This window comes from Pantoea sp. CCBC3-3-1, from assembly GCF_007981265.1.
Taxonomy (GTDB): Bacteria; Pseudomonadota; Gammaproteobacteria; order Enterobacterales; family Enterobacteriaceae; genus Erwinia.
In genome coordinates, this window is the sequence record NZ_CP034363.1 from 3775059 (window position 1) to 3790406 (window position 15348).

General features: G+C 51.8%; 14 protein-coding genes. 8 read left to right on the top strand and 6 right to left on the bottom strand.

Annotated features, from left to right (window positions below; all coding sequences use genetic code 11):
• Nucleotides 1-133: 133 nt before the first annotated feature.
• Together EHV07_RS17635 and EHV07_RS17640 are read left to right on the top strand one after the other, a co-directional pair.
• A complete protein-coding gene (locus tag EHV07_RS17635; RefSeq protein ID WP_147199404.1) occupies nucleotides 134-943 on the top strand; it encodes an SDR family oxidoreductase in 810 nt (269 codons plus the stop codon).
• 572 nt (nucleotides 944-1515) lie between these two features.
• The gene (locus tag EHV07_RS17640) at nucleotides 1516-2382 is read left to right on the top strand and encodes a nucleoside-specific channel-forming protein Tsx (protein ID WP_147199407.1); all 867 of its coding nucleotides are present in this window, start codon (nucleotides 1516-1518) and stop codon (nucleotides 2380-2382) included.
• 59 nt (nucleotides 2383-2441) lie between these two features.
• Here the strand turns inward: EHV07_RS17640 and EHV07_RS17645 are convergent, their stop codons facing one another.
• Both EHV07_RS17645 and aspT read right to left on the bottom strand, forming a co-directional pair.
• Nucleotides 2442-4043 (bottom strand): bifunctional aspartate transaminase/aspartate 4-decarboxylase, encoded by a 1602-nt coding sequence (locus EHV07_RS17645; protein WP_147199409.1) that lies wholly within the window; start codon nucleotides 4041-4043, stop codon nucleotides 2442-2444.
• A 42-nt stretch (nucleotides 4044-4085) separates the two neighbouring features.
• Nucleotides 4086-5777 carry an aspartate-alanine antiporter gene (aspT, locus tag EHV07_RS17650; RefSeq protein WP_147199411.1) on the bottom strand — a complete coding sequence of 564 codons (1692 nt, stop codon included), beginning with the start codon at nucleotides 5775-5777 and terminating at the stop codon, nucleotides 4086-4088.
• 641 nt (nucleotides 5778-6418) lie between these two features.
• On the opposite strand from aspT, the gene speG reads away from it, so the two are divergent.
• Complete coding sequence (gene speG, locus EHV07_RS17655; RefSeq protein ID WP_147199413.1) at nucleotides 6419-6985, top strand: spermidine N1-acetyltransferase; 567 nt, start codon at nucleotides 6419-6421, stop codon at nucleotides 6983-6985.
• Between the two features lie 65 nt (nucleotides 6986-7050).
• Here the strand turns inward: speG and EHV07_RS17660 are convergent, their stop codons facing one another.
• From EHV07_RS17660 to EHV07_RS17675, 4 genes are all read right to left on the bottom strand, one after another.
• Nucleotides 7051-7473: a hypothetical protein gene (locus tag EHV07_RS17660; RefSeq protein ID WP_147199415.1), complete on the bottom strand. Its 423-nt coding sequence runs from the start codon at nucleotides 7471-7473 to the stop codon at nucleotides 7051-7053.
• 95 nt (nucleotides 7474-7568) lie between these two features.
• On the bottom strand, nucleotides 7569-8492 hold the full coding sequence (mmuM, locus tag EHV07_RS17665) for a homocysteine S-methyltransferase (protein ID WP_147199416.1): 924 nt from the start codon (nucleotides 8490-8492) through the stop codon (nucleotides 7569-7571).
• Nucleotides 8479-9897: an S-methylmethionine permease gene (mmuP, locus tag EHV07_RS17670; protein WP_147199418.1), complete on the bottom strand. Its 1419-nt coding sequence runs from the start codon at nucleotides 9895-9897 to the stop codon at nucleotides 8479-8481. The genes mmuM and mmuP overlap by 14 nt, the downstream gene beginning before the upstream one ends.
• 148 nt (nucleotides 9898-10045) lie before the next feature.
• Nucleotides 10046-10381, bottom strand: coding sequence for a DUF2002 family protein (locus EHV07_RS17675; protein ID WP_147199420.1), 336 nt, complete (start codon nucleotides 10379-10381; stop codon nucleotides 10046-10048).
• 162 nt (nucleotides 10382-10543) lie between these two features.
• Between EHV07_RS17675 and EHV07_RS17680 the strand changes: the two genes are divergently transcribed.
• The 5 genes from EHV07_RS17680 (at nucleotide 10544) to nrdF (ending at nucleotide 14997) form a co-directional block, all read left to right on the top strand.
• On the top strand, nucleotides 10544-10870 hold the full coding sequence (locus EHV07_RS17680; RefSeq protein ID WP_147199422.1) for a DUF883 family protein: 327 nt from the start codon (nucleotides 10544-10546) through the stop codon (nucleotides 10868-10870).
• A 367-nt stretch (nucleotides 10871-11237) separates the two neighbouring features.
• Complete coding sequence (nrdH, locus tag EHV07_RS17685; protein ID WP_147199424.1) at nucleotides 11238-11477, top strand: glutaredoxin-like protein NrdH; 240 nt, start codon at nucleotides 11238-11240, stop codon at nucleotides 11475-11477.
• A 4-nt stretch (nucleotides 11478-11481) separates the two neighbouring features.
• Entirely contained in the window at nucleotides 11482-11892 is a 411-nt protein-coding gene (nrdI, locus tag EHV07_RS17690) for a class Ib ribonucleoside-diphosphate reductase assembly flavoprotein NrdI (RefSeq protein WP_147199426.1), read from the top strand.
• Between the two features lie 41 nt (nucleotides 11893-11933).
• A complete protein-coding gene (gene nrdE, locus EHV07_RS17695; RefSeq protein WP_254446364.1) occupies nucleotides 11934-14015 on the top strand; it encodes a class 1b ribonucleoside-diphosphate reductase subunit alpha in 2082 nt (693 codons plus the stop codon).
• A gap of 22 nt (nucleotides 14016-14037) precedes the next feature.
• Nucleotides 14038-14997 (top strand): class 1b ribonucleoside-diphosphate reductase subunit beta, encoded by a 960-nt coding sequence (nrdF, locus tag EHV07_RS17700; RefSeq protein ID WP_147199430.1) that lies wholly within the window; start codon nucleotides 14038-14040, stop codon nucleotides 14995-14997.
• Nucleotides 14998-15348 lie beyond the last annotated feature (351 nt).

Below are 15348 nucleotides of genomic sequence, written 5' to 3' on the forward strand. Positions count from 1 at the left end.
CGATTGCCTGGACGAATGACGCTCTTCCCCAGTTGGATGGCGACACGCCGCTGAAGTATGCCCGTATTGGCTATAACACCCTGCACAGCGCACTCTGCGCGGCAGGATATCATCTCGTTCAAGGAGTCATCTGATGAGTCAGTTAACAGGAAAAGTTGCCGTTGTTACCGGTGGCACCCAGGGGCTAGGCGCCGCTATCGCCCGTCATTTCATGCAGCAGGGCGCCGCTGGCGTGGTTATCTGTGGACGAAATCAGGCTAAGGGTGAGGAGATAGCCGCCCAGCTGAGCGAAGCAGGCCGAACTCGTGTGGTATTTGTACGCGCCGATTTATCTTCTGTGGAAGATTGTCGTCAGGTTATTGCGAAAACAGACGAGCTGTTTGGCAAAGTTGACGTGCTGGTTAACGCAGGCGGCATGACCGATCGCGGCACCATACTGGACACTGAGCCGGAGCTGTTCGACAAGATGTTTGCAACCAACGTGCGTGGCCCCTTCTTCCTGATGCAGGAGACAATCAAAATTATGCGCAGGGAGAACACTGAAGGCGCAATAGTGAATATTTGCTCCATGTCTGGCCTGGCGGGCCAGCCGTTTATTGCCGCTTACTGCTCATCGAAAGGGGCGCTGGCGACGTTAACCCGTAACACGGCCTACGCGCTTTTGCGTAATCGTATCCGCGTCAATGCGCTGAATATTGGCTGGATGGCGTCGGAAGGCGAAGACCGCATCATGAAGCAGTATCACGGCGCAGAAGACAACTGGCTGGAAAAAGCGGCGGCGGAACAACCTTTTGGCCGCCTGATTAAGCCCGAAGAAGTGGCGGAGGCCGTCACCTTCCTGGCCAGTACTGCCTCCGGCGTCATGACCGGTTCGGTAATCAACTATGACCAGTCAGTCTGGGGCGGTTATGACCAGGCGGCTTCTCCAGCAGCTCCGCTTTAAGGCATTGTCTTTCAGCCTGTTCAGGCAGGCTGAAAAAACCTTTAACGGTGCTTTCACTGGAGATTTGATGGACATTCAGCAAGTCACCGACATCCACTTTTTTTATCAACAGTTTCTGCTGCAAATCCGTTGCACCCGAATATGCCCACGGCAGCCAGCCTTAACCCCTGCTTATTTCTCCCTCTATCCATAAGATATCCTTATCGCAACATCTGGCCGGTCTGGCTTTACAACGTCGTTCAGGACGCGTTGCTCACCCTAAAATTCCATCCCTCCGTCAGGCAAACGATTACCTGGCGAGAAAAACGGCCGTTACGCCGCGACAGCGGATTCCGCGCATTAGTTCAGTTGTTAATGTGATCTTAATCACACTTTAGCGGAATTGAAATGAAACAGAGTTTGACATGTGTGAGCAATCTCTATTTCCTAAAGCGCGAATCACGGCACACTGCCGCGGCATTTGATACGGGTGTTTTCGGTTGTGAAAACAGTCCTTCTTCCTCACCGGATAACGACTTAACAAGACCATCTTGCAGGCAGCAGAAAATGGTCATTAAGCATGTGGTAATCTAATGAAATATAAATCTCTGATGGCTGGCGCCCTGGTTGCGCTCTCTTACAGTGCCGCTTCGTTTGCTGCAACCGATGAACCACAATACGTTTCCGACTGGTGGCACCAGAGCGTGAACGTGGTAGGAAGCACCCATACCCGTTTCGGGCCGCAGTTCAATAACGATGTCTACCTCGAGTATGAAGCCTTCGCGAAAAAAGACTGGTTCGATTTCTATGGCTACCTCGATCTGACCAACTTCTTTGGCGTAGGCAACTCAAATGCCAACGGCGTTTTTGACCACGGCTCGCCGATGTTTATGGAGATCGAACCGCGTTTCTCCATCGACAAGCTGACCAACACCGATCTGAGCTTCGGCCCGTTCAAAGAATGGTACTTTGCCAACAACTATATCTACGATATGGGCCGCAACAGCGATAACCGCCAGAATACCTGGTATATGGGTCTGGGCACCGATATCGATACCCATTCCGATATTGGTCTGTCGCTGAACGTCTATGCCAAATATCAGTGGGAAAACTACGGTGCGGCCAATGAAAACAGCTGGGATGGCTATCGCTTCAAGGTGAAATACTTCGTCCCTATCACCACCCTGTGGGGCGGCAAACTGGGTTACGTTGGCTTTACTAACTTTGACTGGGGTTCGGATCTGCGTGATAAAAGCGATGCGTCGCGCACCAGTAACTCTATTGCGTCCAGCCATATCCTGTCACTGGCTTACGACCACTGGCACTACTCTGCCGTGGCCCGTTACTTCCATAACGGCGGACAGTGGGCAGATGGACAGGAGCTGAATTTTGGTAGCGGCCCGTTCGAAGTGAAGTCTACTGGCTGGGGTTATTACCTGGTTGTCGGCTATAACTTCTAATTTCCTGAAGCAATGCTCAACCGCCAGCCGAATGTTCGCGCTGGCGGTTGCCTCAGACGCTACTCAGCCGTTTGCGACGAGTTTTGCGTATATTCTTTGTAATAGTGTTCCATCATCTGTCGCAGCGCCTTACCGATGGCGGCATATTCATATTCATTGAGATTCGCCAGCGAAATACGCCCCGCGGGTTTTAGCGTGCCAAACCCTGTTCCTGGCAGCATAACAATGCCGGTTTCCTCAGCAATGCGGAATAACAGGTCGGTGGGATTTAATGTCTTATTCACCCAGGCTGCAAACTCGTCACCATAAACCTGGCGCGAAATGGCCTCCAGATCCAGCAACGTGTAATAATCCACTTCTTCTTCACTTATGCTATGCGTAATACCCAGCTCACGGTAGAGCACGGCCTGACGGCGTCGAATAATTTCCGATACCGCCGCCTTGTATCCGTTATTGCCATCCATCAGAGCAAACAGGCTGAACAGCACCATCTGTATCTGTTGTGGCGTGGATAATCCGGCCGTATGGTTTAGTGCCACGCTGCGGCTATCTGCAACTACGCGGTCAAGGAAACTCAGTGCGGGGACGTCAGGCGTCAGGGAAAGATAACGTTCGTTAAGGCGATGCTTTTCAGCATCGTTGAGGTTACTGATTTTTTCATCAAGAATATTTTGTCGGTGGGTGGCAATAACGCCCAGCCGCCAGCCTGTTGCGCCAAAATATTTTGAAAAGGAGTAAACCAGAATGGTATTTTGCGGACAGATCGCAAAGAGAGATTTAAAATCGTTGGCGAAAGTCCCGTAAACGTCATCGGTGAGGATGATAAGATCGGGACGCTGCTCCACTATTTTAGTCATCTTTTCCAGCGTGCGATTATCCATTTTTACCGAGGCGGGATTGCTGGGGTTCACACAGAAGAAAATCTTCACCTCAGGATCTAATAATTTATCCAGCTCCTCATCAGGATACTGCCAGTTATTTTCCGGGGAAGCGTTGATCATAACACTCTCCAGCCGGTAATCCTCCAGCTGAGGGATTTCGATATAAGGCGTAAATATCGGTGCCCCCATCGCTACCTTGTCACCTGATTTCACCAGGCCATTGGTACGCAATGTATTAAACAGATAGGTCATAGCCGCCGTCCCGCCTTCTACCGCGAACAAATCCACGTCCTCGGCAGAGAGCATTCCGCCAATCATCTCTTTAACGATGTACTCACGGGTTATTTTTTCACTAATATGCAGCATCCGCGGCGGCACCGGATAATTAACGCCCAGAATCCCTTCCACCATTTCATGCAAAAAAGCCGAAGCGGAAAGGCCTAACTGATCGCGTACATAGCTGACGGCGCGCGATAAAAAAGCCACGCCTGGCTGTTCGTGGTTATTCGCCAGAAACGCGTCAAAACGGGCTTCAATGCCCTGAATCCTTGGTAAACCGCCTATGCCATGAGGAAGATAGGAGTAGGAGAGCTCAGCTTCTTCGGTGGCAAACAGACCCAGTCGCCAAAAAGCTCTGCGAGGAAGCGTCGCCAGAAAATTGGGATTGCCCCGACCCGCATTGAGCATCAGCCTGTCAGCCTTACTTGAGGCCAGCTCAATTAGCGCATCTTTTAATTCAAACGGACTCAGTGAAGCATATTTTTCATAGGGATTTGACATAACAAGGCTCTCTGTTGAGGAGTTCAGATTCACTGACAGGGATTAGACCAGCGCGACAATTAGCGGACCCAGCAAGGTGAGGAACACGTTGGCTAAACCATAGGTCACTGCGAAAGGTGCTGTTGGAACAGAATTCCCCGCTTTATCAAGAATTTCACCAAAAGCGGGATTGGCGCTACGCGTGCCGGAAAGGGCACCGGCAAAAATGGCCACATTGTCATAACGCAGGACATAGCGACCAATCAGTAGCGTGATCATCAAAGGAACCACGGTGACCACGACGCCGATCAGGAAAATTGAGATGCCGTTTGACATGACGGTCTGTACAGCCTGCAAGCCAGACTGTAGGCCTACCACCGCCACAAAACCGGCCAGTCCCAGATCGCGCAGCAAACCGGAAGCCGGCGTTGGCATATTGCCGCTGAGCGGTTTACGGGCCTGATACCAGCCAAAGATCAGCCCCGCCAGCAGCGCGCCGCCACCGCTGCCAAGCGTCAGAGGCACCGCGCCGATACGCACGACCAGTAGCCCTAATATCAATCCGAAGGAGAGACCCAGGCCATGAAACATCAAATCGGACTTTGGACTTTTAATCAGCAACGGTCCGGCCAGTGCGACAGCGCGCTGAACATCCTGTTCACTGCCGTACAGCGTCACAATGTCGTTTTGTTGAATAACCGTATCGTCTTTAAACGGCAGTAATACTTCTCCGCGCTTTAGCGCAGTGACAAACACACCGTGACGAACATCAACCGAGATTTGCTGACGCAGTTCATCAATTCGCTTACCAATAAACACCGGATTTGTCAGCAAGGCTTCAGACGTCTGCATGACCATTTCTGGCCCCTCTTCAGCTTCCAGCTCTTTTCCCAGCAAAGAGGCTAACGCGATAACGCCTTTACGCCGCCCTACCAGCAGCAATACATCGGTGTCGTTCAGCCGCATTTCAGGCGTGACGGCGATGACTTCGCCTCTACGCTTTATGCGCTCCAGCGTAACGGGATAAAGCGGATCGGCAGCCGACTCCACCGCCGCTACGGTCTTTCCAGCAGCCGGCCCGGCGAGAAATACGCGTCCTACCAGCTCTGGCAGAGCCGGTTCCTGACCCGGTGCCAGCAGGCTGGCACCGTGAAGAAGCTCCAGCTCCGCTTTTACCGCATCGTCACGTATCGTACGGCCCATAATTTTGGGCAGAATATTGACGCAAATAATAATCGCGCCCAGAGAGCCAAAGATATAAGTAACGGCATAACCCACGGCCACATTTCCCTGCATTTGTTGCAGCTGCGCCGGATCCAGACTCAATTTAGAAATGGCCGCACTGGCTGTTCCTATAATGGCTGACTGAGTCAGCGCACCGGCAGCAATACCTGCGGCAATACCTTTATCCAGCGCAAAGAATTTCGCCATCGCTACGATCGTTACTAATGAAGAAACAACTAAAATTAGTGCCAGAGCTATTTCACGCAGCGTGCGTCGACCTAATGAAGAAAAGAATTTAGGGCCACTTTCAAAACCTACGGCATAGATGAAAAGGGCAAACAAAACATTTTTAATTCCACTATCAATAGTGACCCCAACCTGACTAATTAATACGGAAACCAGCAGTGCACCCGCTACGCCGCCAAGCTGAAATGCGCCAAGTTTAAATTGACCAATCCATGTACCCACAGCGAGCGAAAGGAATAGCGCCAGCTCGGGTGAAAGCCGAAAGATTTCGTGGAGCCAGTTCATAGAAATTATCCTGCAATAAGTTAACGACCGTACGAAAAATACCTGGCCGGAAGAGTAATTTATATTAATAGCGTATTAAGTCGCGACATTCATAAAGCTAGTCGTGATTGCGAAAAAAACAAATTATTTCCTCAATATAAAAATCACATTAATAGCAGTGATAAATTAACGCATAAATATAAAAGAGACATAAATGATGATGCTGTTTTCTGCGCTGGAGATATTTTTTTGCGGTGAGTAACAACAATCATCGATCCGCAAAAAAAACAGATAACAGGCGAGATATAGCGATGTAATACAAAAAGTTATGAATTAACCTTCGTGTATCTAGCTTTGCGTATTTGCTGCCGCCATTGCAATCATCGCAATAATTTATCCGTCCTCTCTTCATCCTCCGTCGTTTACTTGCATTCCATTACATATTACCTTAGTTAAACATTAGATTAACTTATGATTCATTTATTTCATGCTAACGCGCGGTTTACGCAGGGAAGGAAGAGTTTGAAAATACGGCAACACGCGGGATCTCCTGCGCTGAGTAAATAAATACTTTCTAAACCTCTACCGGGTCATCCTGTTATTTTGTTCCTGACGTCGTATACTCCCCCCCGACTAAAAATTCGTCAGTAAAAGGAAGAGTGATGAGTGCCAAATCCGTTGAAAATGGCGTACAGCTGCGTCCGCTGGAGCGGGAAGATCTGCGCTTTGTTCACCAGCTTGATAACAATGCCAGCGTGATGCGCTACTGGTTTGAAGAGCCTTATGAAGCTTTTGTGGAGCTGGAGGATCTGTACAGCAAGCATATCCACGATCAGAGCGAACGTCGTTTTGTTGTGGAGTATGAGGGGGATAAAGCTGGCCTGGTCGAGCTGGTGGAAATCAACCATATTCACCGCCGCGCCGAGTTTCAGATTATTATCGCGCCCAGCCATCAGGGCAAAGGGCTGGCGAGCAAAGCGGTCAGGCTTGCCATGGAGTATGGTTTTTCAGTACTGAATCTTTATAAGCTCTATTTGATCGTCGATAAAGAGAACGAAAAAGCGATTCATATTTACCGCAAGCTGGGATTTGAGATTGAGGGAGAACTGATCCACGAGTTCTTTATCAACGGCGAGTATCGCAACACGATTCGTATGTGCATCTTCCAGCAGCAGTATCTGGCAAAGCACAAACCCTCCCACGCGATGGTGCAGCCTACGGCGCAATAAGCCTCAAGGCGTAACAAACGGCCCGCATCATCTCAGGCGCGGGCCGTTTTGCTTAGCGTTACCTGTTAACCCCCACGCGCACCAATTGGATTCAGGATAATGCGTGCGGGTGGTGGCTCAATGCTGTACATGCCGCCGTTAAACGGATCGACCAGCAGCCAGCCGGGGAAGCCGCCCAGCGGAATGTTGCCCAGCAGATACCAGAGGTTAGCCTTCTCTTTCAGCGGGATAGTCTGTGGCACAAAACCGGGCTGCTCCAGCATCAGCAGGAATTTCTTTTTGCCAAAATAGCTGCCGTCGGACTTAGCCAGCGTCACGGTTTTTGGCGTGTAGCCTTCCGCTACCGCCCTGCCCGTTTCATCCTGTACGACGAATTTTGCGCCCTGCGGCCAGCTCTGGATGGTCACGTCCTGGGTTTTATCGCCCACGATAGTCGCACACCCACTCAGTAGCCACGCCGAGGCCAGCGCCAGTAAAAGAAGTCTCATAAGCTTTCCTGCCAGGTTAAATAGTGAGAATAGTCCAGGCGGGTTTGATAATCACGCCCGATGCGATCGGGCGATGATGTAAACCTCAGGAAGCTTTATCGGCAGCGCTGCGCAATAGCTTTAATATCGGCAGGCGTGGTACGGCAGCAGCCACCAATCAGTTTTGCCCCGGCGGCCTGCCAGTCGGCAAGATTATCGATCAGCGTGCAGGTTGAGGCATCGCTGTGCCAGCGTTTACTGATGGCGTCATACTGCTCACCCGAATTGGGATAGACCACCAGCGGCTTCTCGCTTAATGCTGAGAAGACCTTCAGCGCAGCCGTCACCTTATCCAGCGCGATGCAGTTGATGCCCAGCGCCACCACCTGAGGAACGTTATCCAGAAACGCCAGCACATCGGCCAGCGGCGTACCGTCGCTAAGATGGTCGCTGTCTCGCAGCGTGAACGAGAACCAGGCGGGGGTAGCTGGAAACGCCTGTAGTAAAGCCACCAGCGCCTGGATCTCCGCGAATGAAGGCAGCGTTTCACAGGCAAGGATATCCGCCCCCGCCGCCACCAGCGCCTCAATTCGCGGACGGTGGAAAGCCATCATCTCCTGCTGAGGCAGAGCATAATCGCCGCGATATTCCGAGCCGTCGGCAAGATAAGCGCCATAAGGCCCGACCGATCCGGCCACCAGCAAAGCGGCACCCTCCGGTTGCGTCGCCAGGTAGTCTGTTCTGGCGCGGCTCGCCAGCTCAACGCTTCTGGCAATTAACTCAAGCGATTTTTCTTCACTCAGGCCACGCTTCGCAAAACCCTGCGGCGTCGCCTGATAGCTGGCGGTGATCGCCACCTGCGCGCCCGCGCTGAAATAGTCGTAATGCACCTGATAAATCAGTTCCGGGTTTTCAATCAGCACTTTAGCCGACCACAGCGCATCGCTTAAATCGCAGCCCCGCGCTTCCAGTTCGGTCGCCATTGCGCCATCCAGCACCAGGCCGGAAGCCACCAGCCTTGTAATATCAGTCAGGGACATGCTGAACCTCCTTTGCCAGCTCGCGTTTTCTCACCAGCTGCGTGAAATAGTAAGCGCCATAGCAGAGCGCGACAAAAGGCAGACCGCAGTACAACGCAATACGCTGTTCAGGATCGAACGCCAGCCCGATGCAGGCCAGCAGGCAGAGCAAAAAGCCCAGCACCGGCGTCAATGGATACCACGGCGCGCGGTACTTCAGATCCGACAGCGGTTTGCCCGCACGCAAATGTGCACGACGGAAAAAGTAGTGGGAAGCGCAGATACTCAGCCAGACGGCGACCACGGCAAAACCGGAGATAGCCGACAGCGCCACGAACACCGTGTCTGGCGCAATCACGCTGGAAAACAGCGCCAGCAGCCCACCCAGCATACTGACGGAAATCGCCATCAGCGGAATGCCGCGGCGCGTCAGCTTAGCAAAGCAACGAGGCAGCGTTTGCTGATTAGAGAGCGACCACAGCATGCGGCCTGACGCATACAGGCCTGAGTTAGCGGCAGAAAGAATGGCTGTCAGGATCACAAAGTTAAAAATATCGGCGGCATAAGGAATGCCAATCTTTTCAAATACCAGAACAAACGGACTTTTGACGATCCCGGCCTGATCCATTGGGATCAGCGCTGCCAGGATCAATACGGTACCAATAAAGAAGATGATCAGGCGGGCAACAGTGGTACGGATAGCCAGCGGCAGAACCCTGTGCGGGTTTTCCGTTTCGCCTGCGGCGATGCCGATCAGTTCAGTACCGGAAAATGCAAAGTTGACCGCCACCATCGTCATTAAAATCGGCAGTCCGCCATGGGGCAGCCAGCCAGAAGCGGTCAGGTTATGGAAGAACGGCGCGCTGCTGCCATCTTTTAACGGAATAAAGCCGAACATGGCGGCTCCGCCCAGTACGATAAACGCCAGAATGGTGATCACTTTAATCACCGAAAACCAGAACTCACCTTCGGCGAAAAAGCGTGAGGAAACCACATTCAGCATAAAAATTAGCACGCAGAACAGCAGGCACCACAGCCAGACAGGCGAGTCAGGGAACCAGTATTGCATACAGAAAGCGGCGGCGGTCAGGCTTGATCCCAACGCCACGGTCCAGGTAAGCCAGTAAAGCCAGGCAACGGTATACCCCGTCGCCGGGCCAAGATAGCGTGCGGCGTAAACGTGGAACGCACCGGTCTCGGGCATGGCCACGGAAAGCTCGCCAAGGCTCAGCATGACCAGGTAGACCACCAGCGCGCCAATCAGATAAGCCAGCAGCGTGCCCGCTGCGCCGGTGGTTGAAATTATGTAGCCGGTGTTGAAAAACAGGCCGGTGCCGATGACGCCGCCAAGAGAGAGCATCACCAGATGGCGCGCTTTCATGCTGCGTTTGAACTGTTGCGTGTTGTCCTGCTGGGTTTGTTGCATTGCTGTGTTATCCGTATAGACGTCTAAACTTCTACTCAGTCAGCGTTATACCTGGTCTACAGCAGTAAAGCAACGTTACAGATCGCAGGGAGATGCAGGATGCCAGCGCACTCTCTGGCGAGACGCGCTGAATCGCTTAGGGAGGAGATCAGTCGAACATGTGTTCGAGATAACGTTCAAGCGCGGCGCGCGAGCTGAAGCCGTGAGGAATGCCGTAATGATCCTGACTGTCTCCCACCAGATACATGGGGAACTGCACATAGTGCTCGCAGGTTTTAATCTCCGATGCCGGAACGGCAAAGCTGTGGCTTTTTTCCTTTAACGTAGGATGAATGACCAGCGCGGTGCGGCCCAAACGTGCTTCGCGGTTGACATAAACGTAACTGTCGCCACGGCGAAATCCGTAAGCTTTTGCCGTTACGGCGTCCATCTCAAATCCCGCTTTTTCCAGTACGCGAGCGACCTCATCAGGGCGTAAATACATGTTTAATCCTCTAATACTTGCCAACCCCGCCACCTTACCTCAGCGCCAGGGCGCAGGGCTTTCGGAATTGTCCACAAACGGCACTGAACAGGACCAGCGCCATTAAAAATCTCTCTGATAGTCTATAGTAAAGAGTACGAATCATTTCCACGGGAGATAAAAATGTTTAACCGGACGACCAAAAATGAAGACATTGATATCAATCAGGACGTCGCTCAGTTAGCCGATACCCTCGACGATTTGCTGAAATCTTACGGTAGCAAAGCTCAGGATGAGGTTGACGGCGCCCGCTCAAGAGCGGAAGCCCTGCTGAAGGAAACACGCGCCAAACTGCATGGCCGTAATCGTGTGACTCAGGTTGCCAAAGAAGCCACGCAACAGGTTGACACTTACGTTCGTGACAAGCCATGGCACGGTGTCGGTATTGGTACAGCTTTAGGTATTTTTGTTGGGGCGTTAATTGCCACAACCACGACTACCCGCAACTAATTCAGTCTACGCTTATCATCCCCGCGCTGCGGGGATTTTTTTTGCCCGAAGCCGGGAGGCAGAGATATCAGGTCCAATTTGGGAAACGCCTTCAGCAATAATGGCGAAATTTTCACCCTCTCTCTTAACCTAATCTACAATTTTTTACAGTAAAACTTTCTCAATTTTTTTTATTTCCGCTTCAGGCCAGGCTTCTCAAGGGTTCCACCCGCTTCGCTGATAAAATCCCACATCTTGTGCGGTTGCAATGCAACAATACTACATCTAGTATTTAAAACATCAAATCGACCACAACATGTGGCCCGCAACGGCATCGAAAACAGTAAACCGTGCCGGGCTCCAACCCACCTGAAGGGTAATACGAATCATGCGCATTATTATTTACACTAAAAATAACTGTGTCCAGTGCAATGCGACGAAAAATGCGATGGACAAGCAGGGTATCGATTATCAGCTGGTGAATCTTGATCATGAACCTGCTGCGGTAGAAACGCTGAAATCGTTGGGCTATCGCCAGGTGCCGGTGGTGATGGCCGAAGAAGAGCACTGGAGCGGTTTTCGCCCCGATAAAATTTCTGCATTAAGCCATGCGGCACTGCGAGGCTGAGCCAATGTCCATACTGGTTTATTTTTCCAGCCAGTCGGAAAACACTCACCGCTTCGTCGTCCGTACCGGCCTGCCCGCCCGGCGCATCCCGCTGGATAGCAATCGGCGTTTGCAGGTACAGGAACCCTATATTTTAGTGGTTCCCAGCTATGGCGGCGGTACCGCCCGTGGCGCGGTGCCTAAACAAGTCATTCAATTTCTAAACGATGTCAGTAATCGCCAGCTAATCCGTGGCGTCATTGCGGCGGGCAACCGCAACTTTGGCGAAGGCTACTGCCTGGCGGGCAGCATTATTGCGCAAAAATGTCAGGTTCCCTGCCTGTATCGCTTTGAGCTGCTGGGCACCGCCGACGACATCGCGAACGTTCATCACGGAGTAACCCAATTGTGGCTGCAACAGAAAGCACACTCATAACCCCTAATGCGGTCGCCGCGGATTATCATTCGCTGAACGCGATGCTTAACCTCTACGATGCTGACGGACGTATTCAGTTCGAGAAGGATGCCGAAGCGACCCGGCAATATTTCCTTCAGCACGTGCTGCCAAACAGCGTCACTTTCGACTCAGTTAGTGAACGCTTACAGTATCTGGTTGCCGAAGGTTATTACGAAGCCGACGTGCTTAACGCCTATCCTTTCGATTTCGTTAATACGCTGTTTGAACAGGCTTATCAGCATCGCTTCCGTTTCAAAACCTTCCTCGGTGCCTGGAAGTTTTACACCAGCTACACGCTGAAAACCTTTGACGGCAAACGCTATCTGGAAGGGTTTACTGAACGTGTCTGTATGGTGGCGCTGACGCTGGCAAAAGGCGATGCCGTTCTGGCGACGGCATTGATGGAAGAGATCCTTTCGGGCCGTTTTCAGCCTGCAACGCCAACGTTTCTGAACTGCGGCAAGCAGCAGCGCGGCGAGTTAGTTTCCTGTTTTCTACTGCGCATTGAAGACAACATGGAATCTATCGGACGTTCGGTTAACTCTGCGTTACAGCTCTCCAAACGCGGCGGCGGCGTGGCGTTTCTGTTGTCGAACCTGCGTGAAGCGGGCGCGCCAATCAAGCGTATTGAAAACCAGTCATCGGGCGTGATCCCCGTGATGAAAATGCTTGAAGATGCTTTTTCCTACGCCAATCAGCTTGGCGCTCGTCAGGGCGCGGGCGCGGTCTATCTGCACGCGCATCATCCCGATATATTGCGTTTCCTTGATACCAAACGTGAAAACGCCGACGAGAAAATCCGTATTAAAACGCTGTCGCTGGGCGTGGTGATCCCGGATATCACCTTCCAGCTGGCGCGCGACAATCAGCCGATGGCGCTGTTCTCTCCTTATGACGTAGAGCGGATTTACGGCCTGCCGTTTGCGGATATCAGCATCAGCGAGAAATATGAAGAAATGCTGGCCGACGAGCGTATTCGTCGTACCTTTATTAATCCACGCGAATTCTTTCAGACGCTGGCGGAAATCCAGTTTGAATCGGGCTATCCGTATATCATGTTTGAAGATACGGTGAATCGCGCCAACCCGATTCAGGGACGGATTAACATGAGCAATCTTTGTTCAGAAATCCTTCAGGTTAATACGCCGACCGAATACAACGACGATCTCAGCTATCGCCATATCGGCAAGGATATCTCCTGCAACCTGGGATCGCTGAATATTGCCCATACCATGGATTCGCCCGATTTTGCCCGCACCGTCGAAATCGCGGTACGCGGCCTGACCGCCGTTTCTAATCAGAGTCATATTCACTCGGTGCCATCGATTGAGAAAGGCAACGCCCAGTCGCATGCTATCGGCCTGGGGCAAATGAACCTGCACGGCTATCTGGCGCGTGAAGGGATTCAGTATGGTTCAGACGCGGCACTGGACTTCACCAACCTCTATTTCTATACCATTACCTACCACGCGCTGCGCACCTCTAACCTGATTGCTCAGGAGCGCGGTGAACGCTTTGCCGGTTTCGAGCATTCCCGCTACGCCAGCGGCGAATACTTTGAACAGTACGTCAGTCAAAGCTGGCAGCCACGCACGCCCGAAGCCGCCGCCCTGTTCCGTAAAGCCGGTATTACGCTACCGACCCAACAGGCGTGGCAGCAGCTGCGTGAAGCGGTGATGCAGCACGGTATTTATAACCAGAACCTGCAGGCTATTCCGCCGACCGGTTCGATTTCCTACATTAACCACGCCACGTCGAGCATTCACCCGATCGTTTCCCGCATTGAGATCCGCAAAGAAGGGAAAACGGGCCGCGTCTATTATCCGGCCCCCTTTATGAACAACGACAATCAGGCGCTGTACCGTGATGCGTACGACATTGGGCCTGAGGCCATTATCGATACCTATGCCGAGGCGACTCGCCATGTCGATCAGGGCCTGTCTCTGACGCTGTTTTTCCGTGATACCGCCACCACGCGCGATATCAACAAGGCGCAGATTTACGCCTGGAAAAAAGGCATCAAGACGCTGTATTACATTCGTCTGCGACAGATGGCGCTGATGGGAACCGAAGTCGAAGGCTGCGTTTCCTGCTCGCTGTAGTTACCCCACGGAAGAAATGAGAATGAAATTAAAACGTGTTCACGCCATTAACTGGAACCAGATTGAGGATGAGAAAGACCTGGAGGTCTGGAACCGTCTGACCTCTAACTTCTGGCTGCCGGAAAAAGTTCCGCTGTCGAACGATATTCCTGCGTGGAATACCCTTAATGCTGAAGAACAGCGCCTCACTATCCGTGTTTTTACCGGACTGACGCTGCTGGATACCATTCAGAATACCGTTGGCGCTCCGGCACTGATGGAAGACGCGCTGACGCCGCATGAAGAAGCCGTCATGTCCAATATCAGCTTTATGGAAGCGGTACATGCGCGCTCTTACAGTTCGATCTTCTCCACGCTGTGCCACACCAGTGATGTGGATGCGGCCTACGCGTGGAGCGAGGAAAGCGCCTCGTTGCAGCGTAAGGCGGATATCGTGCTGGAGCATTATCACCATGACGATCCGCTGAAGAAGAAAATCGCCAGCGTTTTCCTGGAGTCTTTTCTGTTCTATTCCGGCTTTTATTTGCCAATGTACTGGTCAAGCCGCGGCAAGCTGACCAATACCGCCGACTTGATTCGCCTGATTATTAAAGATGAGGCGGTGCACGGCTACTATATTGGTTATAAGTACCAGAAAGCGCTGGAAAAACAGAGCCAGGAACGGCGTGATGAACTGCAACAGTTTGCTATCGAGCTGCTGCTGGCGCTCTACGAGAACGAACTGGCTTACACTGCCGAGCTTTACGATGGCGTAGGCTGGACGGAAGAGGTCAATAAGTTCCTGCATTACAATGCAAATAAAGCCCTGATGAACCTCGGCTATGAGGCGCTCTTCCCCGCTGAGCTGACCGATGTGAACCCGGCTATCCTTTCGGCTCTGTCGCCCAATGCCGATGAAAATCACGATTTCTTCTCCGGCTCCGGTTCGTCATATGTGATGGGCAAGGCGGTTGATACCGAAGACGAAGACTGGAACTTCTGACCGTTAACGGCTGACAAACTCAACGCTAATTATTTTTTATTAATCGATCGTTCAATAAAAAATAATTAGCCCCGTTCAGTCATTTTATTTGTCACTATTTCCCGCCAATGCATTTGCTTTCTGGCAATAATTTCTCATCTGCATGACGTGATAATCACAAAATATTCCTTTTTTTTAGCCCACCACAATTCCCCGCCATCCCTTACCCTCTCTGGCATTTTCAGAGATGCGTGTCTCTCTTTACAACTCAAATAGCTTTACTCAGGGTTGCCTCAGATTCCTAAGTGTGCGAGGGTATAGACCGCTAATATTCGACCAGGACAAACCAGAAATATAAGATAATTAACCGCT